Here is a 22,637-nt window from a genome sequence, read left to right on the forward strand (position 1 = left end):
GCCTAAAGCAGCACCACACTTTCCTGCTCGTTGGGATCGGTGCGAGCGATGAGGGCCCGCGCGATCTTGTCGGTCGGGTTGAAGGGCTGATGCGGCACCCCGGCGGGGATATAGACGTAGTCGCCCTCATGGACCTCATCGAGAAATTCGAGATTGGGGCCGTGGTAAAATGAGGTGCTGCCCTCGAGCTGGAAGATCGCCGTTTCGTGGGCCTCGTGATAATGCGGCTTGGCCTTGCCGCCAGGTGGCATGACCAGCATGTGCATGCAGATGCCCGTCGATCCCGCGGATTCCGCCGAGACGCCAGCGAAGTAATCCAGTCCCTGTTTGCCATGAAATCCGGCGCCACCCCGGATCACCTTGCATTGCGCCATTACTGCCTCCCGCTGCTAGCAGGAGACAGCATGCCGCAATTCGCAATCAGGCGGTCTTCTTTTTTGGGCTGCGGCGGAAATCTTCGCGGCTGAGGCCGATATCGGCGAGCATGCGATCGTCGAGATGGTGGATGCTCTGCACGCGGGAGCGGGTACGATAGCTGAGCAGCAGCGAGCTGATGAGATTGGTCATGGTGGAAATCCCTGGATGAATGACGGCGGGGCCGTCGTGTTGGGCGCTGTATGATGGGGCGTGGGTGAACCGGGACTGAATGATCGGTTGTCGACGAAATCACCCCATGACAGGGATTTGGATTATCGATAATACAATGAACCAAAATCCAAACGGGGGAGTCGGCTCGTGTCTGTGCAAAGTGACCTGGAAATCATCGCCGAGCAGGAGCGTCAGCTCGTTTTAACGCAGTTTGACGAGGACATTGCCTTCGCCATCGGCGCACATGTTCGCGAGGCGGGCAGGGCGCTCGGCAAGGGCGTGGCGGTGGGCGTGACCCTTTGGGATCGCACCATGTTCTATGGCGTGACCGCGGGCGCATCGGCCGGCAATCGCGCCTGGGTCGAGCGCAAGAGCAATACCGTGCGCCTGCAGATGAAAAGCACCTATCGCATAGTGCTCGAACGTGGCGACAAGCCGCGCCTGTTCGAGGATAGCTGGGCGCTGGACCCGGCGCTCTATGTCATCGCCGGCGGCGCATTCCCCATCGTTATGAAGGGGATCGGCATTGTCGGCGCCGTGGCCACGTCCGGCCTCAGCGAGCGCGACGACCACGAATTGTCCCGCCGCGCCATCGCCGTGGCGATCGGCCGGAGCCCGGACGATTTGGCGCTGCCAGCGGTATAGTGGCCTTCTACGCCTTCGCGGATTGGGCTAAGTCTGACGCGGTTCGATCAATCCCGAGTCGACCGAGGGAGACGCTGACATGGCCGCCGCCGACGATATCGCGCTGATCAAGAGCCAGGAGCAGGAACTGGTCCTGCCGGCATTCGACGAACATGTGGCTTTCGCGCTGGGCAGTTCGATCTATCAGCGGGCGACGGCCGAGGGGTTGAGTCTCGTGGTCGATATCCGCACCTGGGACCGGCAGATGTTCTTTGCCGCGACGCCCGGCACCAGTGCCGACAATGCCGAATGGGTGCGGCGCAAGATCAATACGGTTCGCCGCTTCCAAAAGGCGAGCTATCGCCTCGTGGCCGAGCGCGGCGGCGATGCGATGTTCTCCGAGATCGTCAATGCACCGGCCACCGATTATGTCATCGCCGGTGGCGGGTTTCCGCTGCGCGTGGTGGGGGCGGGCATTGTCGGTAGCCTGACTATTTCGGGTCTGCCGGGGCGCAGCGATCACGGGGTTGCGGTCGATGCGCTCTGCGATTTTTTGGGGCGCGACAGAACTTTGTTTGCCTTGCCGCCGGAATAGCGGCCGCGACGCGTTGACTATGGCAGTGCTTTGAGCCGTGTTGTGCGTATAGATGGGGCCTGCAAATGAAACTCAATTACCTGCTGCTCGACGTGTTCACGCGGGAACCGCTCAAGGGCAATCCGCTGGCGGTGGTGCTCAAGGCTGATGGCCTGCTCGACGGCGAAATGCAGGCGATTGCGCGTGAGTTCAATCTCAGCGAAACGGTGTTCATCCAGAAGCCGCATGCCGAGCGCAACACCGCCTCGCTGCGCATTTTCACGCCAACCATTGAACTGCCCTTCGCCGGCCATCCGACTGTCGGCACGGCGGTGGTCCTCGGCCTGCAGAACAAGCTCAGCGCCGTGCGGCTTGAAGAGCAAATCGGGCTGATCACCGCGCTGTTCGAAAAGAGCGACAAGCGCTCGGGCGAGGCGCGCTTCGCGTTGCCGCGCCTGCCCAGCCAGGTCGTGCCGCTCAATGACAAGCTCATCCTGGCGCAAGCGCTCGGCATTGAAGTCGAGGATATCGGCTGCGGCTCTTACAAGCCCGGGGTGTACTCCGCTGGCGTCGAGTTCCATCTGGTGCCGGTGCGCGACGCCAACGTGCTACGCCGCATCGAGCGCAATATGGCGATCTGGACGGTGGCGTTTCCGCATGGGCGGCACTCGGTCTATGTGTTCACCGAAACGCCGAACGAGAACGACAATGACCTTGCCGCCCGCATGTTCGCGCCGGGCATGGGGCTGGGCGAGGATCCAGGCACTGGAGCCGCGGCGGCCGCGCTGATCGGGCTGTTGTCCGAGCATGTGCCGCTCGGCACCGGCCAGGCCGATTTTGTGCTGCGCCAGGGCGTCGAGATGGGCCGGCCCTGCCGCATCATGATCCAGCTGCGCAAGGACAATGATGTTCTCGTCCATGGCGGCATTGGCGGGAATGCCGTGATCGTGGGTGAGGGCGTGCTGGATTTGGGCGACTAAAACGCTCGGCTAGCAACGGAGCGTAAAGGAAAAAATCAGGATATGCGGTTGGTTGTGCTTGCACGGCACGCTGGATTCGCGCATTCTACGGACGAACCGGGATCGGACCTATGCAGCGCAAGCGCGCTATCGCCATCGCAATCGAGCAGCAACAGACCCACAAGGTCCGCTTGATCGTGGCTTCCGGCCTGCTGCTCAGCACGGCGCTTCTCCTCCTTCTTATCAGCCCCTGATAACCGACAGCTCGCCAGGCGAGCGGGTGGTCAGGGGATTGCGTCACATGCCGAACAGCAAATGTCCGGCCTGCAGAGCTTTGACTCTGGGCCGTTTGATAGGAAGAAATCGATGTCCGCCGTAACCTCCGACACCAATAAAGACCGCATCTTCATTTTCGACACCACGCTGCGCGACGGCGAGCAATCGCCCGGCGCCACCATGACGCTGGAAGAAAAGCTGCAAGTCGCCGAAGCGCTCGACGAAATGGGCGTCGATATCATCGAAGCCGGCTTCCCCATCGCCTCCAATGGCGATTTCGAGGCGGTAGTTGCCGTCGCCAAGCGCGCCAAGAACTCGGTGATTGCCGGGCTGGCCCGCGCCATTCCGGCGGATATCGACCGGGCGGCCGAAGCCGTGCGCCATGCGCCGCGTGGCCGTATCCATACCTTCGTGTCCACCTCGCCGATCCATCTGGCCCACCAGATGCGCAAAACGCAGGACGAAGTGCTGGAGATCATTTCCAAGACCGTCGCGCAGGCGCGCAACCTGATCGACGACGTCGAATGGTCGGCAATGGACGCCACCCGCACGCCGATCGAGTACCTGATGCGCTGCGTCGAGGCGGCCATCAAGGCCGGTGCGACAACCATCAACCTGCCCGATACCGTGGGTTATGCGATCCCCGAAGAACATTTCCAGATGTTCAAGACCATCATTGAAAAGGTGCCGGGGGCGGACAAGGCGATCTTTTCCACCCACTGCCACAATGACCTGGGCCTGGCTGTCGCCAATTCGCTGGCTGGCGTGCGCGGCGGTGCTCGCCAGATCGAATGCACCATCAACGGCCTTGGGGAACGCGCCGGCAATGCGGCGCTGGAAGAGGTGGTGATGGCGCTGCGCACGCGCGGCGATGCCATGCCGTACCAGACCCAGATCGAGACCACGCATCTAGCGCGTGCCAGCAAGATCGTTTCGGCAGCGGCCAATTTCCCGGTGCAGTACAATAAGGCAATCGTCGGCAAGAACGCGTTCGCCCATGAGAGCGGCATCCATCAGGATGGCATGCTCAAGAATGCCGAGACCTATGAAATCATGACCCCGGCCAGTGTCGGGATCAAGGAAACCACCCTGGTGATGGGCAAGCATTCGGGCCGCGCCGCCTTCAAGGACAAGTTGAAGGAACTGGGCTACGAGCTGGGCGACAATGCGTTTCAGGAAGCCTTCGTGCGCTTCAAGGACCTGGCCGATCGCAAGAAGCATGTCTACGACGCCGATATCGTGGCGCTGGTGGATGACGAAGTCGGCTCGGTCGGCGACCGTATCCGCATCGTCGCCATGGAGGTCGTCTCCAAGATCGGCGGCGTCCACAAATGCGATATGACGCTGACTATCGATGGCGACGAAACCAGTGTCACCTACGAGGGCACCGGTTCCGTCGACGCCATTTTCAACGCCATCAAGCTGGCGGTGGGGCAGGAACCGAACCTGGTGCTCTACGCCGTCGATGGCGTCACCGGCGGTACCGACGCGCAGGCCAGCGCCCACGTGCGGCTCGAGATGAATGGCCGCATCGTATCCGGCAACGCCGCCGAGCCCGATACGCTGGTGGCCTCGGCCCGCGCCTATCTCAACGCCTACAACCGCCTGCTGATCGAACGCGGCGCGGCGGCGCAGGGCGCTATGGCTGGCTAGAATCATATTTGCTCGTGCCCCGGTCCGAGGTGGGCCGGGGCAGGAGGAAAGATTGGGCTATACCCTTATCGAAGTTACCGAGCCTGCCGACTGGCAGGCTTATCACGCCATTCGCCGCCAGGAGCTGTTCGAGGCCCGCGGCCGGCATGGTGTCTATGACGAAAACTATCCCGGCGAGCGCGCCGACAACATGCATCCCTATCTGCTAAAGCTCGACGGCAGGCCGCTGGGTACGACCCGGCTCGACGTGCGAGAGGACCGCAGCGCGATTTTCCGCCTGGTCGCTATCACAGCCGCCGAGCAGGGGCGCGGGCATGGCCGGGTCCTCGCGCAAATGGTGGAAGAGCGCGCCCGCGCCTTTGGCGCCAGCATTCTCTATGTCAACGCCGCCGTGACTGCGGTCGGCTTTTACCAGGCGACCGGGTGGCACGATCATGTGTGGGACCCGAGCGAGCTTGTGGGCATCGCCACCGCCTGCCAGCAGATGCGCAAGCTTTTGTGAGTGCGGCGTAGGGTCAGCGAGGGGCTAGCGCCAATACCTCCGGCAGCGCGGCTTCCAGCACGTCCAGCATGGCGTCCGTGCCTGCGGTGATGCGGATGCAGCGGTCGAGCCTGGGCACCATCGGCTTGCGGATGAAGACGCCAAGTCCGGCAAGGGCGTCGAGTATGCGTTGCGCGAAGGGGCCGTCAGCACCGCAATCGATTGTCACAAAATTAGTCGCGGAGGGCAGGGGGATGAGGCCATTGGCGCGCGCCATTGTCTCGATGCGTTCGCGTGCTGCGGCAGTCATCGTCACCACCGAGGCCAAGTAATCCTGATCGGCCAGGGCCGCCAAGGCCGCGGCCTGGGCGATGCTGGCGACGCCGAAATGATTGCGGACGCGGTTGAAGGCATCGATCATAGGCGCGGCTCCGATAGCGTAACCGCAGCGCAGTCCGGCCAGCCCATAGGCTTTGGAGAAGGTGCGCAGGCGCAGGACATTGCCTTGACCGGTATCGATTGGTGGCATTGTGCCCGGCGGAGCGAATTCGCCATAGGCTTCATCGAGCAGCAAGAGCGTTGTTTCTGGCAGGGCATTGGCGAAGGCCGTGACAGCGTCTGCATCCCACCAGGTGCCCATCGGGTTATCGGGATTGGCGAGGTAGACGATTTTCGCGTTCGTTTCGCGCACGGCCGCTAATAGGGCGTCGAGGTCTTCGCGATCGTCATGGTAGGGCACGGCGTGCAAGCGCGCTCCGAAGCCGGCCACGTGATAGTTGAAGGTCGGGTAGGCGCCGATGGAGCTGACCACCACATCGCCTGGGGCGGCGAACAGCCGAATGCAATGGCCCAACAGTCCATCGATGCCTTCGCCGACGCTGACCTCATCGGGCCCAACGCCGTGATGGCGGGCCAGCGACTGGCGCAGGTCGAACACTTCGGGATCGCAGTATTTCCAGCTTTCGGGCGCTGCGGCGGCGATGGCGGCGATCACTGCAGGTGAGGGGCCGAAGCTGGATTCATTGGCGCCTAGCCGGGCGCGAAACCGAATGCCCCTCGTTCGCTCGACGGTTTCCGGGCCGATGAAGGGCACGGTTTCGGGCAGGCTGGCGGCAAGCGGCGTCAGTGCGGGCAGGGGCATCGGGCGGCCTTGATTCGGGACTGCGCCATCGTAAATCCCGATTTGGCGGCCGCGCCAAGTGCGCTTCGGCGGTGATGCAGAGCGCGGCGCACCGGTTATGCACAGGGCGGGTAATTGGATCACGCGGCCTATCCCTTGTCCCATGGGGCCTTGCGCCGGCTTGTCCGTTACCTGGCATTTGCAACAAATTGCGCCGTTCCCGGCAAGCTTCAGGAAGGCATGACGGCCCACATTGGGCACGTGCTGGTGCAGGCACTCTCCCCTTTAAACGATCAAGGAGCTTCGTCGATGCCGCCAACCTTTGTGCATGCCCGCGACCATCTGGAACGCGCGGTGGCAATCCTGCAGGGGTCCGACAGCCGCTCCCGGCAGCTGCGCCATATCATTGAACGCACCATCGGACTGATCGAGGAATTCGACGGTCACGTGCCGCCTGAAGGCGACAATGTGCTCGATCTCGACGCCTTCCGTCGCACCCGCCAAGGCTGGATGTGACGCATTAAACTGCCGGCGCGAACGCATTCTGCGCCAGCGCCGGTGTTTACCTCGGGCTCGACGCGCGCCAGCAATGCCGAGCGCGCCAATGACCTCAGTCGCGCACCGGCGCTGGCTGGTTTTCGGGGCTCGGCGTTGCCGGATTGGGGGCGACCGAAATGTTGGATTTGTCCTCGGCGCTGCCGATCAGTTCGCGGTTCAGCGCCAGCTTGGCTTCTTCCGTCAGCGCATAAAGCGTCGGCAGATAGTCCGGCGTCAGCACCCAGGCGCGCAGTTGCATATTGACGGCGGCGCCGCTGAAGTTTTCGACATGCACGGTCGGTGTCGGGTCTACCAGCACGCGCTTGTCCATGGTGGCGATGCGCAGCAGGATCTTGCGCGATTTGGGAATGTCGATGGTGTCGGGCACGCTGACATTGACGTCGATGCGGCGGCGCGGCTCGCGGCTGTGATTGGTGATCGCCGAGGCCCACAGCTTCTGGTTGGGGGTGAAGATATAGAGCCCGCTGCTTGAGCGCAGCCGCGTACCGAACAGGCCGATTTCCACCACCACGCCGGCCACGCCATCGCCCTGGATGAATTCGCCGATGGCAATCGGGCGCAGCCAGATCAGCATGATGCCCGCCGCGATATTGGCCAGCGTGCCCTGCAGGGCCAGTGCCACGGCCAGGCCCGCCGCGCCCAGCACGGTCAGTATCGAATTGTTGGCGACGCCCAGCAGGTTCAGCGCCGTCACTACCGCGAAGATGATGATGGCGTAGCGGGCGGCTTGCGACAGCAGCGGCGCGAAATTCTTGTCCACGCCGTAGGCGAGCGGCAAAAAGCGCTTGATGGCCCGCGCCGCGACACGCGCCACATACCAGCCCACCACTAAAACCACGATGGCGGCCAGTAGGCTCCCGCCGTTATCGAGCAGCCAATTGCCGGCGAGAATTAAAAAATCGGGCATGTGCATGTGGAAAAGCCTGACGCTGGCGGGCAGAAGCGCCCCATTATCATCCTAACAAAGCCTCGTCCGCAGGAAAGTGGCTCTGGGCTGTAGACAGGGGAGAATCCCTTTGCTAGAGAGCGTCCACTTTGGAAGCCCAAGCAATGGGCGAGTAGCTCAGCTGGTAGAGCAGACGACTCTTAATCGTCGGGTCCACGGTTCGAATCCGTGCTCGCCCACCAAAGTATCCCCTTGATATCGATATGATTTCGGCAACGCGTGAGCGTTGTCGGCGGCGTGTGGAAATGTGATCTTCACGATCGCCGAACGCGTATTGTTTTACGCAAATACCAGCTAAGTATTGCGCATCTTAAATTCCCATGTGGAACAAAAATGCGCAAAGTCGCCCGGTCTCTCGTCCTCATCGCCGCCGCCGCCCATCTGGCCGTCGCGCCCATCGCCTATTCGACGCAGTCGTTCGCGCTGGCGGGCGATGTTCAATTGCCCAGTCCCTATGTATCGCGGGCACTCGATGCGGTCTTGATCCCAATCGACGCCGTCGTGCGCACCACCTTCGCACTCGATGCCAAGGATCAGGGCGTGCTGGTGCTGTCGGTGCAGCCCGGCGGCGTTGCCGACCAGCAGGGCATTCTGCCCGGCGATGTCATCTCGCAGCTGCGTGGCCACAAAATCGTCAACCCGATCGATCTGGACGAGGTGGTCTATTATTGGATCAACCACGGCAGCTACGATTTCTCGTTCAACTATTATCGCGCCGGGCTCATCGCCACGTCCACGGCCCTGATCACGCTGGAACTCTACAGCGAAGTCTTCGACATCGCTTCGATCGCAACCTGGCAGTCCTGGTCGGTCGCGACCAGCTTTAGCTATGCGGAGTTCTATTCGGAATATTCCGAGGAGATCACCTCCAGCTACGAAAGCTCCGAGACCACGATCGAAGAGACCACCAGCTCCGAGGAATTCGCGAGCGAAGTGACCTCCGAGGAAACCGCAACCGAAGAAGATGCCGCTAATGACCACGACGGTGACGGCATCGACGACGCGGTCGATACCGAGGACGGCAATGAGGGCACCGACGACGCGGCGGACGCTGACGACAGCGGCGATGACGCAGCCGCGGATGACGCTGGCGATGACACCGCAGACGACAGTGACGACGCTGCTGACGACAGCGATGATGGCGGTGACGATAGCGGTGACGATAGTGGTGGTGACGACGGCGCCGAGGAAGAATAATACCGCGCCTGATTGATTGAACGGCCCCGACCTTGACCGGTCGGGGCCGCTCTCCCGCCAACCCGCCAAATGGCCTGCCCCTCTTGCAAACCGCTCATGCGACCTTAATTTACGGTAAAGTCTGCAACTTTTGTAGCATCTGCCCGGTTCGGTCTTTCCCTGCAGCATCGTGACCGCTATAGCGCCAGCAACTGATTTTCGTCCCGAGGTCACTCATGCCGTTTCTCGACCCCAGCTTTCTCAGCTCGCTGCTGCAAGTGATCCTCATCGACTTGGTGCTGGCCGGCGATAATGCGGTGGTGATCGGGCTGGCGGCCGCGGGCCTGGCCTCGGACGTACGCCGCAAGGCCATTCTGATCGGCATCCTGGCCGCGACAGTGCTGCGCATCTTCTTCGCCCTGATCACCACGCAATTGCTAGCGCTGGGCGGTGGGCTGCTGATCGCCGGCGGCGTGTTGCTGCTCTATGTCTGCTGGAAGATGTACCGCGAGCTCACGACTTCCCAGAGCGATGAGCACGAAGCGCAGGAAGCGCTGGAAAACGTCGATACCAACGCCGACGGCACCATCGGCGGCAAGCGCCGCAAGACACTGCGGCAGGCCGTCATCCAGATCATCATTGCCGACGTCTCGATGTCGCTCGACAACGTGCTGGCCGTGGCTGGCGCGGCGGCGCACCACTTCGAAGCCCTCATCATCGGGCTGGGTCTCTCGGTGGTGATGATGGGCGTGGCCGCCACGTTCATCGCGGGCCTGCTGCACAAGCATCGCTGGATTGCCTGGGTCGGCCTGGCCATCATCCTGTTCGTGGCCGTCCGCATGGCGCTCGAAGGTCTGGGCGCGTTCGTCACCATCCCGGAAATTCCCTTGCTCTACACGCCCCACGCCATCGCCGCCGCCGCCGCCGCACATTAGCCTTTGGTAACCAAGGGCCGAGTTTTGCGGCATTTGTCGGGGCGGAATAGGGATTTGCTCATCTTGCGGGATTAGTTTTGCGGCGATTGCTCCGCCGGAACCCGCAAGATGTCCGCCATTGCCGACCGCCTGGCCCCAGCCGCCGCAGTTCTGCCCGCGCGCCAGACCAGCGTTTTGGCGGGGCTTCGGCTCGAAATGCGCCTTGTTGGCGGGCCGGAATGGGACCGCACGATCGCCGAGTTCGACGAGGTCTGCCAGGAGCAGTTGCACGTCTTCGCCACCGCGCGCTGGCCTGCCGTGGAGCAGGAGCCGGTGCTTTTCCTCGCCGATGGCGAGGTGGTCGGCGGCTCGCTGATGATGGTGCAACGGCTACCGCTGGGGATCGCCAAGATCGCCGTCTCCAAATGGGGTCCGATGCTCAAGGACGCCGCCGTCGCCAATGCTGCCGCGATCCGTGCCGGCATGATCGAAGCGCTGATCGCCGAATATGCCGTGCGCCGGGGGTTGATGCTGTCGGTGCTGCCGCGCGCCTCGCTGACGCCGGGCAATCCCGAATATGCCAACCTGATCACCCGCGGCTTCCAGCGCGGGTCCGAATTGGGTTTCCCTAGCCGCTACATTGTCAACCTGCGGCTCAGCGATGCCGAGCAGCGCAAGAGTTTTGCGCAGAAGTGGCGCTACCATCTCAACAAGTCCGAACGGTCGGGACTGACCTTCGAGCATGCCGGCCCGGAGCGGATGGGCGAGTTCGACGCCCTGTATGCAGCGATGACCGACCGCAAGAAATTCACCGACCATTCGGCCTATGACACCGTGCAGCAATTGATGGCGACCGAGGTCGAGGCCCTGCGCCCCGAACTGTTCTTCGTGCGGCACGAAGGCGAAGTCGTCGCCGGGGCGCTGATCTTCAAGGCCGGCGACCGCGCCGTTTATCTTTACGGCGCCACCAGCGACAAGGCGCTACCCCTCCGCGCCGGCTATTTTATCCACGCCAAGGTCATCTCCTGGCTGCGCGATAACACCAAGGCCAAGTGGTACGATCTCGGCGGCACGGACGGTTTCCACGGCCTGCACCAGTTCAAGAAGGGCATGGTGGGGGAGGCGGGGATCATCACGCCGGTGCCTCCGGTCGCCAATTATGCCTCGCGGCCGTTGCCATACCTGTTCGGCACAGCAGCGTTTTGGGGTCGTGACGTGATCCATCGCAGCCGCGCCAAGCTCAAGGGCCTGCTGCAGCCCAAAGCGCGGCCCGACCAGGCGCCGATCGCCCCGGATGCGAGCGCGCCATGAGTCTGCAACGGCGCCTGGCCTCGCAATCCACCATGATCTTTGGCGCCCGTCTCGGCGGCTCCGGGCTGGTGTTTCTCACCCAGGCCTTGATCGCGCGCTTCTGGGGCGCGGAACTATTGGGCGAATATCTCCTGGTCACCGCCACGGTCAACCTGATCGCCGTGGTGATGCCTCTCGGCTTTCATACCGTCGGCGCTTACTTCGCCGCCGATTATCGGGCGCGCGGCGAAAAGCGCCAGCTCACTCAATTCATGATCCGCGCCTACGGCCACGTGCTGGGCACGTTCGCCCTGCTGCTGGTGGCCGGCTATCCGCTGCTCAGCCTGCTCGGCCAGACCGACTCGGCACTGGGCCAGCATTTCGCGCCGCTGGTGCTGCTGGCGCTCAGCACAGGCCTCGTCCATGTCAACGGCTCGGTGCTGATCGGGCTCAAGCGACCGCTGGCCGGCTATTTCGCCGATGCGATTTTCCGGCCCATGGTGGTGCTCGCAGCGTTCCTCGTCGCATTGTCCTTCGCAGTGCCGGCCGAGGCGTTCGACCATATGCTTTGGATTATCGCCATTGCCTATGTGGCCGTGGCGCTTGGGCATTTCGGGTTCGTGATGACGACGCTCAAGACCGTGCCGGATACCGCCGCCGTGCGCACCGAGGATGTGCGCCGCTGGTGGCGTTTTGCGCTGCCCTGGGTACTGATTTCGCTGGCGACCGATTTCTTCTTCGACATCGACCTGCTGCTGTTGTCGCACTCGTTGCCCAAGGAGGAGCTGGCGATCTTTGGCGTGTGCACGCGCATTTTCTCGCTGGTGTCGTTCGGCGTCGCCGCCGTCTACTCGGTGACCCTGCCGGATATTTTCGAGAGCGAGGTCAATGCCGACCGTGCTGCGTTCAATCGCAAGATCGGCGACGCCAACCTCGTCGCCAGCGGGTTGTCGCTGCTGCTGTTCGCGGGCATGGCCGTTGTTGGCCCGTTCGCGCTGATGCTGTTCGGTCCCAGCTTCACTGCCGGTGCCATGCCACTGGCGATCCTGTGCCTGGCGCTGGTGGTCCGCTCGGTGATGGGGCCGGCTTCGGTGGTGCTCTCGATGCACGATCGGCCCTATGCGAGCCTGCCGGCCGTGGGGCTGGGGATTGTTGCTCTTGTGGCGCTGAACTGGCTGCTGGTGCCGACCATGGGCCTGCTGGGTGCGGCGATGGCGGCGACATTGGCGATCACGCTGTGGTCGGTGGCGCTGTGGTGGACCGCGTTGCGGACCGCCAAGCTCGATGTGTCGATCATGCAGCGGTTTCGGCGGGCTGCGACGGTGTCGGCCTAGAAACACCCCTCATCCGCCCTTCGGGCACCTTCTCCCACAAGGGGAGAAGGGGATGGAGCCGGGAATTTTCAGTCGTCAACCCTCGCCCCTTGTGGGAGAGGGATAGCTCGCGGCGCGTTCAGCGGAGCAAGCAGGGTGAGGGGGCTCTTCAAGCCCCCACCAATGCCCCCAACCTCTGCTTCAACCGCCCCAACCGTCCCAAATTCACCCCGTGGTCATAGCCCTCGCTGACCTTGGTGTATTGCTTTTCCACGAACACATAATCCTGCCCGAACAGGTGCTTTTCCATGGTGAATAGCGCTTTGTAGCCGTAGCGTCGCAGCAGGAGCAGGGCGACCTCGTTTTCGGGGCGCACGAAGGTGTAGGCCTTGTGGAAGCGACCGTTGTCCCAGTGCTCGTCGAAGGCGCGCATGCCGAACATGCCCAGCTTGGTGTCACGGAATTTAGGGAACACCCAGCTCCAATAGCGGAAAATCGCGCCATATTCTGGCCCCGAGACCATAGCGCCGCCGGGCTTGCCGTCGCTCATCATGATCATGATGTGCCAGGGGTCGTGGGCAATCAGCGCGCGCAGGAAGGGCTTGGTCAGCCGGCCCATTTCGTGGGCCTTGAAGATGTCGTTATAGTGCGGCGAGCTGGCGATCACGTCCATCAGTTCGGCATGGATCATGTCGATATCGGCGTTGGTCGCCGGTCGGATCTGCATTTCGGCCATGGCATCACCTCATCTGTCGAACATTGTAGCAAATTGAGAGCACAGCTCGAAGCGCGTGCCGCTGCCGCAGTTAATGGGTTGTACTAGCGCGCCTTGGGAAACCTGCTTGCCCGGCGCGGAGCCGGTCACTAGAACAGGGGCGGGAGAGCCGAAGGGAGCCAAATCCATGACCGAACAACACATATTTCCGCCCAGCGCGGCCACCATCGATCACGCGTTGGTCAATCCGGAACAATATGCGGAAATGTATGCCCGCTCGGTCAGCGACCCCGATGGCTTCTGGGCCGAACAGGCCAAGCGCATCGACTGGATCAAGGCGCCGACCACGATCAAGAACTCGAGCTTTGCCTATCCCGATGTCTCGATCAAATGGTTCGAGGACGGGGTGCTCAACATCTCGGCCAATTGCATCGACCGACATCTGGCGACGCGCGGCGACCAGGTGGCGCTGATCTGGGAAGGTGACACCCCCGGCAGCGACGCCAAGATTACTTATAATCAGCTTTATGCCGAGGTCTGCCGCTTCGCCAATGTGCTCAAGGCCCAGGGCGTCAAGAAGGGCGATCGCGTCACCATCTACATGCCGATGATCCCGGCAGCGGCTTACGCGATGCTGGCATGCGCGCGCATCGGCGCGGTGCATTCCGTGGTGTTCGGCGGCTTTTCCCCCGATGCCGTCGCTGGCCGCATCGAGGATTGCGCCAGCACCATCGTCATCACCGCCGACGAAGGCCGTCGTGGCGGCAAGACCATTCCGCTCAAGGCTAATGTGGATGCGGCTTTGGCCAAGGCGCCGGGCGTCACGTCTGTAATCGTGATCAAGAACACTGGTGCGGACGTTGCCATGCAAGGCGGCCGCGACCTTTGGTACGAGGACGCCGCCAAGGGCGTGGCCGCCGAATGCGCGCCGGAGCCGATGAATGCGGAAGACCCGCTGTTCATCCTTTACACGTCGGGCTCCACAGGCAAGCCCAAGGGCGTGCTGCATACCACCGGCGGCTACATCGTCTATGCGGCGATGACGCACGAGCTGACCTTCGACTACCACGATGGCGATATCTATTGGTGCACGGCCGACGTCGGCTGGGTCACCGGCCACACCTATATCGTCTATGGCCCGCTCGCCAACGGCGCCACCAGCCTGATGTTCGAGGGCATTCCGACCTATCCGGATGCTGGCCGCTCGTGGGCTATCGTCGACAAATACAAGGTCAATATCTACTACACCGCCCCCACCGCGATCCGCTCGCTGATGGGGATCGGGACGCAGTTCCTCGACGCGGCGGACCTCTCCAGCCTGCGCGTAATCGGTTCGGTGGGTGAGCCGATCAATCCGGAAGCCTGGATGTGGTATCATACTCATGTCGGCCGCGGTCGCTGCGCGGTGGTCGATACCTGGTGGCAGACCGAGACGGGCGGGCACATGATTACCTCGCTGCCCGGCGCCATCGCTACCAAGCCCGGTTCGGCGAGCTTCCCGTTCTTCGGGGTGCAGCCGGTCGTGCTGTCGCCTGAGGGCAAGCTGCAGGAGCAGACCAAGGCCGAGGGCGTTCTGGCCATCAAGGATAGCTGGCCGGGGCAGGCGCGCACCATCTGGGGCGATCATGCGCGGTTCGTCTCGACCTATTTCGAGACCTATAAGGGCTACTATTTCACCGGCGACGGCTGCCGCCGCGACGAGGACGGCTATTACTGGATCACCGGCCGCGTCGATGACGTGCTGAACGTTTCGGGCCACCGCCTCGGCACCGCCGAAGTCGAAAGCGCGCTGGTGGCCCATCCCAAGGTTTCCGAGGCCGCGGTCGTGGGCTATCCGCACGACATCAAGGGGCAGGGCATCTACTGCTACGTCACCCTGATGGGCGGCGAAGTCGGTACCGACGCGCTCAAGACGGAATTGCGCAACTGGGTGCGCAAGGAAATCGGCCCCATTGCTTCGCCGGACCTGATCCAGTTCGCCCCCGGCCTGCCCAAGACCCGCAGCGGCAAGATCATGCGGCGGATTCTGCGCAAGGTGGCCGAGAACGATTTTGGCTCATTGGGGGATACGTCGACGCTGGCGGATCCGGCGGTGGTGACGGATTTGATCGAGAACCGGCAGAATCGGTAGGGTACCCGCCAGTAAAATCGGACGGGGACCCCAAGATCCCCGCCCGACAATTCGGCGGCAGCCCCGGGCCGAAAGGTTGAAGAACGGCGCGGGCCCCTAGCCGCCATCGCCAGCATCTCACTCTTTGGACGAAGCCAGCATCCCCCGTTCGGGGGGTGTGGCCGAAAAATCTGATCCGTATCAGTCTGCGCGCGCCATTGTTTCGGCTGGTTTCCCGCATCATCGTGCGGCCAGCGAATCGTCACCGGGATCCCCGTCTTGCCCCCATTCCTGCCTAGGCTGCTGCTGGCGCTGGCCTTGCTTGCCGCGCCGCTCGTTCCGGCCCACGCGGCGACGCTCGAAAAGATGGCCGGGCAGATGATCGTGATCGGCTTTCAGGGCGACGATGCCGACGATGCCTCGGTCAAGGCGCTGCGCGACGAGATCGCGGCTGGGCGCCTGGGCGGCGTGATGTATCTCAAGACCAATGTGAAAAGCCTCGATGCGGTCAAGGCGATGAACACGGAATTCAAGGCGGCCTCGCCCGAATTGCCGCCCTTCATTACCCTCGACCAGGAGGGCGGCTCGGTGGAGCGGCTGACCCGCGATGTCGGGTTTCTGGAAGTTCCCAGTGCGGTCACCGTGGCGGCCAGCGATTCGACGGCCAAGGCCGAGGCGATCTATTCCAGCATGGCGCAGGATATCGCCGCGCTTGGTTTCACGGTCAATTTCGGACCAGTTGCCGACGTCAACGTCAATCCGAACAACCAGGTCATCGCCAAGTTCGGGCGCTCGTTCAGCCCCGATCCTGCGGTGGTGACGCAATATGACCAGGCCTTCATCAATGCCCACCACAAGGCGGGGCTGCTGACCTCGCTCAAGCATTTCCCCGGCCATGGCTCGTCCACCGCCGATAGCCATGCCGGTTTCGTCGACATCACCGGCACTTGGAGCAAGGCCGAACTCGATCCCTATCGCGGGCTGATCGCGGCTGGTTATGCCGATATGATCATGGTCGGCCATCTCTACCATGCCGATTATTCCGGCACAGATCAAAAGCTGCCGGCGTCGCTGTCGCCGCAATGGATCACCGGGGTGCTGCGCGACGAGCTGGGTTTCAAGGGTGTGGTCATCAGTGACGACCTGGAAATGGGCGCTATCCGCAAGCTGTTCAACTTGCACGATACGGTCATCCGCGCCGTCAGCGCCGGCACAGATGTGTTGCTGTTTTCCAATACCGCGGACTATCACGCCGGGCTGGGCAAGGAGATTTTGACCATCCTGGTGGATGAAGCCGGCAAGGACCCCGCCTTCGCCGCTCGGATCGAGGAAAGCTATAACCGCATCGTCGCGCTGAAGTCGCGGTTGCCACATTAGGGCGTAGTCACCACGGCGCTATCCAGCCCCACATAGTCATCCCTGGCAGGCGGGGACCTCCGTTTCCTTGCTGCATCGCCAAACAGAGGTTCCCGCCTGCGCGGGAATGACCCGGTGGGTGGGTCGATTCGGTCCCACACGCGGTCGGCGCTGCTCAATCCACCAGTAATTCCGGCCATTTCGCCGTCGCTGTTCCTTCTTGCGCGCGTGGCGGATAAGATAGCCGTCCGCGCTGGTCGCGGGGGCAGCAGGAGACAGCGCGCTTGACGATCGAAGGCCGGGAAACGCGCCATGTGCGCGCGATATTCATTTCCGACGTCCATCTGGGCATGCGACCGATTCGGGTCGGGCAATTGATCGCGTTTCTGCGCGCCCATGATGCCGATACCATCTATCTGGTCGGCGATATTCTCGATGGCTGGCGACTGGCCAAATCCTGGCACTGGCCCAGCGAATACAATGTGCTGGTGCAATTGCTGCTCGACAAGGCGCTGGCCGGCACGCGCGTGGTCTATCTGCCTGGAAACCATGACGAATTCCTGCGCGAATATCTCGGCACTTATTTCGGCGAAGTCGAGATCATCGATCGCACTATCCACACCACGGCGCTCGGCAAGACCTATCTGGTCATCCATGGCGACCAGTTCGACGTGGTGGTGATGAACGCCAAATGGCTCGCCCATGTGGGGGACTGGGCCTACAATTTCGCCCTGCGCGTCAACATCGCCATCAATTGGACCCGCCGCCGGCTGGGGCTGCAATATTGGTCGCTGTCGGCCTGGGCCAAGCAAAAGGTCAAGAACGCGGTCAGTATTATCGGCCGTTTCGAGGAGGCTTTGGTGCACGAAGCCAAGGTTTCGGGGGTCGATGGCGTTATTTGCGGCCACATTCATTTTGCCGACATGCACGACAGGTTAGGTATCCACTACATCAATACGGGTGACTGGGTGGAATCGTGCACAGCGATCGTGGAAACCCCGGATGGCCAGTTCGAACTGGTCAAATGGACCGAGATGGCGGCTGGAGAGCCGCGCAAATTCAGGCTGCGGCGCGCCGCGTCCTGATCGTCACCGATGCGTGGCGGCCCCAGACCAATGGTGTGGTTCGCACGCTCGAATCACTGGGGCGCGAACTTGAGCGACGTGACATCGAGGTCCGCTACCTGACGCCGGAGCGGTTCTGGACACTGCCGGTGCCGACTTATCCCGAAATAAGGCTGTCGCTGGCGACGCAGAGCAGCGTCGCGGCCTTCATCGACGGGGTTGCGCCGCACCATATCCACATCGCGACCGAAGGCCCGTTGGGGCTGCAGGCGCGGCAATATTGCCTCGATCGGGGCCTCGCCTTCACCACCAGCTTCCACACCCGGTTTCCCGAATATCTGGCGGCTCGCATGCCGGTGCATCCGGACTGGAGCTATGGCTATTTCCGCTGGTTCCATCAGCCCGCCACCCGCACCATGGTGCCGACGCCATCGCTGCTGGCCGAATTGTCCGAGCGCGGCCTGGGCAATCTGGCGCTGTGGTCGCGCGGCGTTGATTCGTCCCGCTTCTCGCCGGGGCCCAAATCGCGCTTTCTCGATCTGCCGGGGCCGCACCTGCTCTATGTCGGCCGCGTCGCCGCCGAAAAATCCATCGAGGATTTTTTGCGGTTGAAGGTCGAGGGCACCAAGATCGTGGTCGGTGACGGGCCGGATCGCGCGGCGTTGCAGCACAACTATCCGGACGCGGTGTTTCTCGGCTATCAGTTTGGCGAGGAACTGGCGGCGCTCTACCGCAGCGCCGATGTGTTCGTCTTCCCCAGCCGCACCGACACGTTTGGCAATGTGTTGATCGAGGCACTGGCTTCGGGCGTGCCGGTGGCGGCCTATCCGGTCACGGGTCCTAAAGATATCGTCACCGATTTCCAGGCTGGCGCGCTCGACCTGGACCTCGGCGCCGCGGTTAGCCGGGCTCTCACGCTGTCACGCACGGCCGCCCGCAAGCTGGGCGAAAGCTTCACCTATTCGGCCAGTGCCGGGCAGTTTCTTGGCGCCCTGGTGCCGGTGGGGCAGATGCTTTCACAATTGGCCACTGCCGGCTGAAATCCCGGCCCCTGTGGCCGATCCGCCCTTGCGCAGCAGCGCGGTTGGCGTCAGGACACCACTCGGGTGGTTATTTTCGCCCGGAGTTCATTTCATGTCGGCTGTATTGGCGCGCTGGGCGAGCCCAGAATTACGCGCGTCGGTCTTTCATTTCACGGTCTTCGGCACCGGTGCCGTCGCCTCGGTTTATCTGGGCATCTGGCTGACGCTGAAAGGCATTCACCCCGACCAGATCGGCGTGATCAGCGCCTTGCCGGTGTTTGGCCTTTTGGTCCTCAACCTGTTTATCGGGCGCTTGGCCGACAAAGCCGGTGACTGGCGCACGGTCATTCTCATTCTGTCGCTGCTGGGCGCAGCCTTTCCCATCGGCCTGTTCTTCGTCAATGAGTTCTGGGGCATCCTGCTGGTCTGGGCCTTCTGCACCATGTCGGCCGGGGCCATTCCGCCCGTGATCGATGCGGCGACAGTGCGGTTGACCCAGCGTAATGGCACCGATTTCGGCGCCGTGCGCGCCTGGGGCACCGTGGGCTATGTGGTCGGCGCCGCTGGCACGGGCGTGGTCGCCACCGTTTTCGGCCCGCATGCCTTCGTCCCGCTATTCTTTGCGATGTCCGTGTTCCGCGCGCTGACGGCTTTGCAATTGCCACGGTTCCGGGCGCCGCCGCAGGCAGCGACTCTGGCCGCCGTCAATGCGCGGCCTGGCGCCAGCAGATTGCGCGAAGTGCTCAAGCCGTGGTTTGTGCTGCCGCTATTGGCGTTCGCGCTGGTCAATTCCAGTCACGCCATCATCGGCACGTTTTCGGCCCTGCTCTGGCATGTCGATGGCGTGCCCGACTACTATATCGGCCCCTTGCTGGCGATTTCGGCCGCCGCGGAAGCGGTGATGATGTTCGTCTGGCGGCGCATCGGCGGCCGTTTCAGTGCCCGCAACATGATTCTGCTGGCCGCCATTGCGGCTATCGTGCGCTATGCCATCATGGCATTTAGCCCACCGGTGGCGGTGCTGTTCGCCATTCAAATGCTGCACGCGCTGACCTTTGGGGTGGGCTATTTCGGCGTCGTGCATTTCATCGCCAACTGGACGCGCGAGGAAATCGCCGCCGAGGCGCAGGGGTTTGCCAATGTTCTGCAACAGGGTGTTTCCGTTGTCGCGCTGATGGGATTTGGTCTGCTCATCACCCATTTTGGCACGCATTCGTTCCTGGCATCCTCGATTGCCGGCGCCCTGGCCGTGGCCTGCGTGCTGATTTCTCTGCGCTTGCGGCCAGCCAAGGATGCGCATTGACTGGCCCTCTGAAATCGATATGGCTGGTTCGATATTGACAGTTCTCTGATTTGCCGCCGCTCGAGCGCGGGCCGCATGCAACCGAGTTTATCTTCAGCATGGCTTTGACCGAGGCTGCTCCGCGCGTTTCCCCCGAACTGCGCACGACCGCCTTCTATTTCACCTATTTCATGGCCGGTGGCGCCTCCGTGGTGTTCCTGCCGATCTGGCTGGCGCAGAAGGGCATCAATCCCGAGCAGACCGGTATCATCAATGCGCTGCCGATTTTTCTGATCATAGCGCTCAACCTGGTGGTGGGGCGCATTGCCGACCGGGCCAGCGACTGGCGCCAGGTGATCGTTATCGGCGCACTGATCGCCGGCATCATTCCCATCGGCCTGCTCTGGGTCAATGAATTCTGGGGTATCCTGCTGGTCTGGACGCTGGCCTCGCTGCCGCCCGGAGCCATCGGCCCGGTGATGGACGCCGCCACCATGCGCATGACCCGTCGCAACGGTACCGATTTCGGCACGATTCGCGCTTGGGGCACGGTCGGCTATATGCTGCTCAACGCCGGGACGGGGTTCCTGGTGGTGTGGTTCGGTTTCGATATTTTCGTGCCGCTATTCATCGGCCTGGTGCTGTTGCGCGCGGCGGTGGCACTGTTCCTGCCCAAATTCCGCGCGCCGGTGAACGAGGCCACGATCGGCGCTGCCCGGCCGGTGGCGGGCAAGCTGCGCGAAGTGCTGAAACCCTGGTTCCTGCTGCCGCTGGCCGGGTTTTCGATCATTTACGGCACTCACTGGATTCTGAACGCCTTCGCGGCCTTGCTGTGGAAGCAGCAGGGCATTTCCGAGGACATTATTGGCCCGCTGATTGCGCTGGGCGCCTTCTCCGAGGCCGCAATGATGTTTGCCTGGCGGTTCTTTGGCGGAAGGGTATCCGCGCGAACCGTGCTGCTGATCTCGGCGGTCGTCACCGTGCTGCGCTGGGTTGCGATGGCGTTTTCGCCGCCGGTCTGGCTGCTGATTCCGTTGCAGATGCTGCACGGCGTCACCTTTGCGCTGGGCTATCTCGGCGGTGTGCATTTCATCGCCAACTGGACCAGCGAGGACATCGCCGCGGAAACCCAGAGCTATTTCGTGGTGGCGCAGCAGGCTATGTCGGTCATCGCGCTGGTCGGCTTCGGCTGGATCGTCGGCGCCCTGGGGCCGCACGGCTATTTCGTCGCGGCGGCCTTCGCTGCCGTGGGCGCGCTCTGCATCTGGCTGTCCAAGGCCATGGTGGCGCCCAAGAAGGACGCGCTGAGCGGCAGCTAAGCTTGTGCGGCTGATCGGCGTTCCCGCGCCACCGTATCCCACGCGCCAAGGCCCACCAGCACCAGCGCCGTCATCGCGGCCAGCGGCAGTGGCTCGAGATTGCCGCCGACCAGGCATAGCCCTACCAGCAGCACGATCGCCACGCCGGTGGAAACGGGCCATTGCCGGCGCAGCGTGCCCTGGAACAGGCTGGTGCCGCACAGATAGAGCAGGGGGCCACCCACAATGGTCAGCAGCGTGCCGAGATCGGCATGGTGGCCGGTCGGATGGGCCAACAGCAGCTCGTCCCCCACGGCGGAGACGATGATGCCGGCGACGATGATGGTGTGGAAATACGTATAGGCGTTGCGCGCCAGGTCGCTAGTGCGCTTGACCGTTCCGGCATCGACATGATCGGGGACGTGATGCTCGGCGCTGTTGTTGAAATAGATCCACCACATGGCCACCGAGCCGATAAATGCCACGATGAACGCCGTGAGGGTCAGCCCGTCGAAATGCGCGTCGGCGAAGGTAGCGCCGGTGACTAGGATTGATTCGCCCAGCGCGATGATGATGAACAGGCCCGCGCGTTCGGCCATGTGGCCGCCCTCGACGTCCAGTGCATTGAGCGCCGTCTTGCCCAACCATGGTGTCCAGAAGGCCAGCGCCGGGGAGGCGTACTCGACGATCACCGCAATGGTCCAGACGATCATGCGCTGTTCCACCGGGAGGAAAGCGCCGATGATCCAGAACAGGCCGCCGAATGCTTGCCATGAGGTAATGCGGAGGAAATTGACGGCATTGCCGGGCGTGTCGCGCCGCATGGCCCAGGCGGTGAACAGGCAGCGGCCGACCTGCATGAACACATAGGCCAGCGCAAAGGGCAGGCCGCGCTCGCCAAAGGCCTCGGGGATGGAGGTGGAAAACACCAGTCCCGCCAGCATCAGCGCGAACAGCATCAGCCGGACCACGGGGCGGGTCGGATCGAGCCAATTGGTCGCCCAGGCGGTATAGATCCACACCCACCACATGGCGAACAGCACGATCGCCGCCTGGATCGCCCCCTGCCAGCTCAAATGCGCCAGCAGCGTATGTGACACCTGCGTGACCGCGAACACGAACACCAGATCGAAGAACAGCTCGGCAAAATCCACGCGGGCCGCCTCGCCGACGACGCGCTGGCGCAGATAACTTCTCATGGCGTTCCCCGCGGCTCTATCCGACCGTGAGCCTAGATGGCCGATGTGCCGCTGTCATCGGGCGACGTTCATCTTGCACAGCCTCTGTCTCTTTAGCCCCCACAAACCAAAACGGCCCC

23 protein-coding genes and 1 tRNA gene are annotated in these 22,637 nt (G+C 62.8%); 18 read left to right on the plus strand and 6 right to left on the minus strand.

What is annotated here, in order from left to right; genetic code table 11:
* Nucleotides 1-2: 2 nt before the first annotated feature.
* Together JWR51_RS04330 and JWR51_RS04335 are read right to left on the minus strand one after the other, a co-directional pair.
* A complete protein-coding gene (locus JWR51_RS04330; RefSeq protein ID WP_299744133.1) occupies nucleotides 3-374 on the minus strand; it encodes a cupin domain-containing protein in 372 nt (123 codons plus the stop codon).
* 46 nt (nucleotides 375-420) lie between these two features.
* On the minus strand, nucleotides 421-567 hold the full coding sequence (locus JWR51_RS04335; protein WP_299744136.1) for a DUF1127 domain-containing protein: 147 nt from the start codon (nucleotides 565-567) through the stop codon (nucleotides 421-423).
* A gap of 168 nt (nucleotides 568-735) precedes the next feature.
* Here JWR51_RS04335 and JWR51_RS04340 point away from each other — a divergent pair, with 168 nt between their 5' ends.
* From JWR51_RS04340 to JWR51_RS04365, 6 genes are all read left to right on the plus strand, one after another.
* The gene (locus JWR51_RS04340) at nucleotides 736-1,233 is read left to right on the plus strand and encodes a heme-degrading domain-containing protein (RefSeq protein WP_299744139.1); all 498 of its coding nucleotides are present in this window, start codon (nucleotides 736-738) and stop codon (nucleotides 1,231-1,233) included.
* A 79-nt stretch (nucleotides 1,234-1,312) separates the two neighbouring features.
* The gene (locus JWR51_RS04345) at nucleotides 1,313-1,807 is read left to right on the plus strand and encodes a heme-degrading domain-containing protein (RefSeq protein WP_299744142.1); all 495 of its coding nucleotides are present in this window, start codon (nucleotides 1,313-1,315) and stop codon (nucleotides 1,805-1,807) included.
* 65 nt (nucleotides 1,808-1,872) lie between these two features.
* A complete protein-coding gene (locus JWR51_RS04350; protein WP_299744144.1) occupies nucleotides 1,873-2,766 on the plus strand; it encodes a PhzF family phenazine biosynthesis protein in 894 nt (297 codons plus the stop codon).
* A gap of 110 nt (nucleotides 2,767-2,876) precedes the next feature.
* The gene (locus tag JWR51_RS04355; RefSeq protein ID WP_299731191.1) at nucleotides 2,877-2,999 is read left to right on the plus strand and encodes a hypothetical protein; all 123 of its coding nucleotides are present in this window, start codon (nucleotides 2,877-2,879) and stop codon (nucleotides 2,997-2,999) included.
* A 112-nt stretch (nucleotides 3,000-3,111) separates the two neighbouring features.
* A complete protein-coding gene (locus JWR51_RS04360; protein WP_299744146.1) occupies nucleotides 3,112-4,674 on the plus strand; it encodes a 2-isopropylmalate synthase in 1,563 nt (520 codons plus the stop codon).
* Nucleotides 4,675-4,726: 52 nt separating this feature from the next.
* Entirely contained in the window at nucleotides 4,727-5,176 is a 450-nt protein-coding gene (locus JWR51_RS04365; protein ID WP_299744148.1) for a GNAT family N-acetyltransferase, read from the plus strand.
* A 13-nt stretch (nucleotides 5,177-5,189) separates the two neighbouring features.
* Here the strand turns inward: JWR51_RS04365 and JWR51_RS04370 are convergent, their stop codons facing one another.
* Entirely contained in the window at nucleotides 5,190-6,296 is a 1,107-nt protein-coding gene (locus tag JWR51_RS04370) for a pyridoxal phosphate-dependent aminotransferase (protein ID WP_299744150.1), read from the minus strand.
* Between the two features lie 288 nt (nucleotides 6,297-6,584).
* Between JWR51_RS04370 and JWR51_RS04375 the strand changes: the two genes are divergently transcribed.
* Nucleotides 6,585-6,791 (plus strand): hypothetical protein, encoded by a 207-nt coding sequence (locus tag JWR51_RS04375; protein WP_299744152.1) that lies wholly within the window; start codon nucleotides 6,585-6,587, stop codon nucleotides 6,789-6,791.
* Nucleotides 6,792-6,885: 94 nt separating this feature from the next.
* Here JWR51_RS04375 and JWR51_RS04380 read toward each other — a convergent pair whose 3' ends face one another.
* Nucleotides 6,886-7,740, minus strand: coding sequence for a mechanosensitive ion channel domain-containing protein (locus JWR51_RS04380; protein ID WP_299744154.1), 855 nt, complete (start codon nucleotides 7,738-7,740; stop codon nucleotides 6,886-6,888).
* Between the two features lie 145 nt (nucleotides 7,741-7,885).
* Here JWR51_RS04380 and JWR51_RS04385 point away from each other — a divergent pair.
* The 5 genes from JWR51_RS04385 to JWR51_RS04405 all read left to right on the plus strand — a co-directional run bounded on the left by JWR51_RS04385 (nucleotide 7,886) and on the right by JWR51_RS04405 (nucleotide 12,493).
* Nucleotides 7,886-7,961 (plus strand) — tRNA-Lys (locus JWR51_RS04385).
* A 151-nt stretch (nucleotides 7,962-8,112) separates the two neighbouring features.
* A complete protein-coding gene (locus tag JWR51_RS04390) occupies nucleotides 8,113-8,976 on the plus strand; it encodes a PDZ domain-containing protein (protein WP_299744156.1) in 864 nt (287 codons plus the stop codon).
* A 215-nt stretch (nucleotides 8,977-9,191) separates the two neighbouring features.
* A complete protein-coding gene (locus JWR51_RS04395; RefSeq protein ID WP_299744158.1) occupies nucleotides 9,192-9,890 on the plus strand; it encodes a YjbE family putative metal transport protein in 699 nt (232 codons plus the stop codon).
* A 108-nt stretch (nucleotides 9,891-9,998) separates the two neighbouring features.
* Nucleotides 9,999-11,180, plus strand: coding sequence for a GNAT family N-acetyltransferase (locus JWR51_RS04400; protein ID WP_299744160.1), 1,182 nt, complete (start codon nucleotides 9,999-10,001; stop codon nucleotides 11,178-11,180).
* Nucleotides 11,177-12,493, plus strand: a complete 1,317-nt coding sequence (locus JWR51_RS04405) for a polysaccharide biosynthesis C-terminal domain-containing protein (RefSeq protein WP_299744162.1) — start codon at nucleotides 11,177-11,179, stop codon at nucleotides 12,491-12,493. Before JWR51_RS04400 ends, JWR51_RS04405 begins: the two co-directional genes overlap by 4 nt.
* Nucleotides 12,494-12,641: 148 nt before the next feature.
* Here JWR51_RS04405 and JWR51_RS04410 read toward each other — a convergent pair whose 3' ends face one another.
* Nucleotides 12,642-13,208 (minus strand): hypothetical protein, encoded by a 567-nt coding sequence (locus JWR51_RS04410; protein ID WP_299744164.1) that lies wholly within the window; start codon nucleotides 13,206-13,208, stop codon nucleotides 12,642-12,644.
* A 166-nt stretch (nucleotides 13,209-13,374) separates the two neighbouring features.
* Between JWR51_RS04410 and acs the strand changes: the two genes are divergently transcribed.
* The 6 genes from acs (at nucleotide 13,375) to JWR51_RS04440 (ending at nucleotide 21,340) form a co-directional block, all read left to right on the plus strand.
* The gene (gene acs, locus JWR51_RS04415; protein WP_299744166.1) at nucleotides 13,375-15,318 is read left to right on the plus strand and encodes an acetate--CoA ligase; all 1,944 of its coding nucleotides are present in this window, start codon (nucleotides 13,375-13,377) and stop codon (nucleotides 15,316-15,318) included.
* A gap of 258 nt (nucleotides 15,319-15,576) precedes the next feature.
* Nucleotides 15,577-16,674, plus strand: coding sequence for a glycoside hydrolase family 3 N-terminal domain-containing protein (locus tag JWR51_RS04420; protein ID WP_299744168.1), 1,098 nt, complete (start codon nucleotides 15,577-15,579; stop codon nucleotides 16,672-16,674).
* A 263-nt stretch (nucleotides 16,675-16,937) separates the two neighbouring features.
* Complete coding sequence (locus tag JWR51_RS04425) at nucleotides 16,938-17,738, plus strand: UDP-2,3-diacylglucosamine diphosphatase (protein WP_299744170.1); 801 nt, start codon at nucleotides 16,938-16,940, stop codon at nucleotides 17,736-17,738.
* On the plus strand, nucleotides 17,678-18,757 hold the full coding sequence (locus JWR51_RS04430; RefSeq protein ID WP_299744172.1) for a glycosyltransferase family 1 protein: 1,080 nt from the start codon (nucleotides 17,678-17,680) through the stop codon (nucleotides 18,755-18,757). Before JWR51_RS04425 ends, JWR51_RS04430 begins: the two co-directional genes overlap by 61 nt.
* A 94-nt stretch (nucleotides 18,758-18,851) precedes the next feature.
* On the plus strand, nucleotides 18,852-20,042 hold the full coding sequence (locus JWR51_RS04435) for an MFS transporter (RefSeq protein ID WP_299744174.1): 1,191 nt from the start codon (nucleotides 18,852-18,854) through the stop codon (nucleotides 20,040-20,042).
* A 98-nt stretch (nucleotides 20,043-20,140) separates the two neighbouring features.
* Nucleotides 20,141-21,340, plus strand: a complete 1,200-nt coding sequence (locus JWR51_RS04440; protein WP_299744176.1) for an MFS transporter — start codon at nucleotides 20,141-20,143, stop codon at nucleotides 21,338-21,340.
* Here JWR51_RS04440 and JWR51_RS04445 read toward each other — a convergent pair.
* Entirely contained in the window at nucleotides 21,337-22,518 is a 1,182-nt protein-coding gene (locus tag JWR51_RS04445; protein ID WP_299744178.1) for a low temperature requirement protein A, read from the minus strand. The genes JWR51_RS04440 and JWR51_RS04445 overlap by 4 nt on opposite strands.
* Nucleotides 22,519-22,637 lie beyond the last annotated feature (119 nt).

Origin of the sequence: Devosia sp., from assembly GCF_028290625.1 — a bacterium.
In the GTDB taxonomy this organism is placed as follows: domain Bacteria; phylum Pseudomonadota; class Alphaproteobacteria; order Rhizobiales; family Devosiaceae; genus Devosia.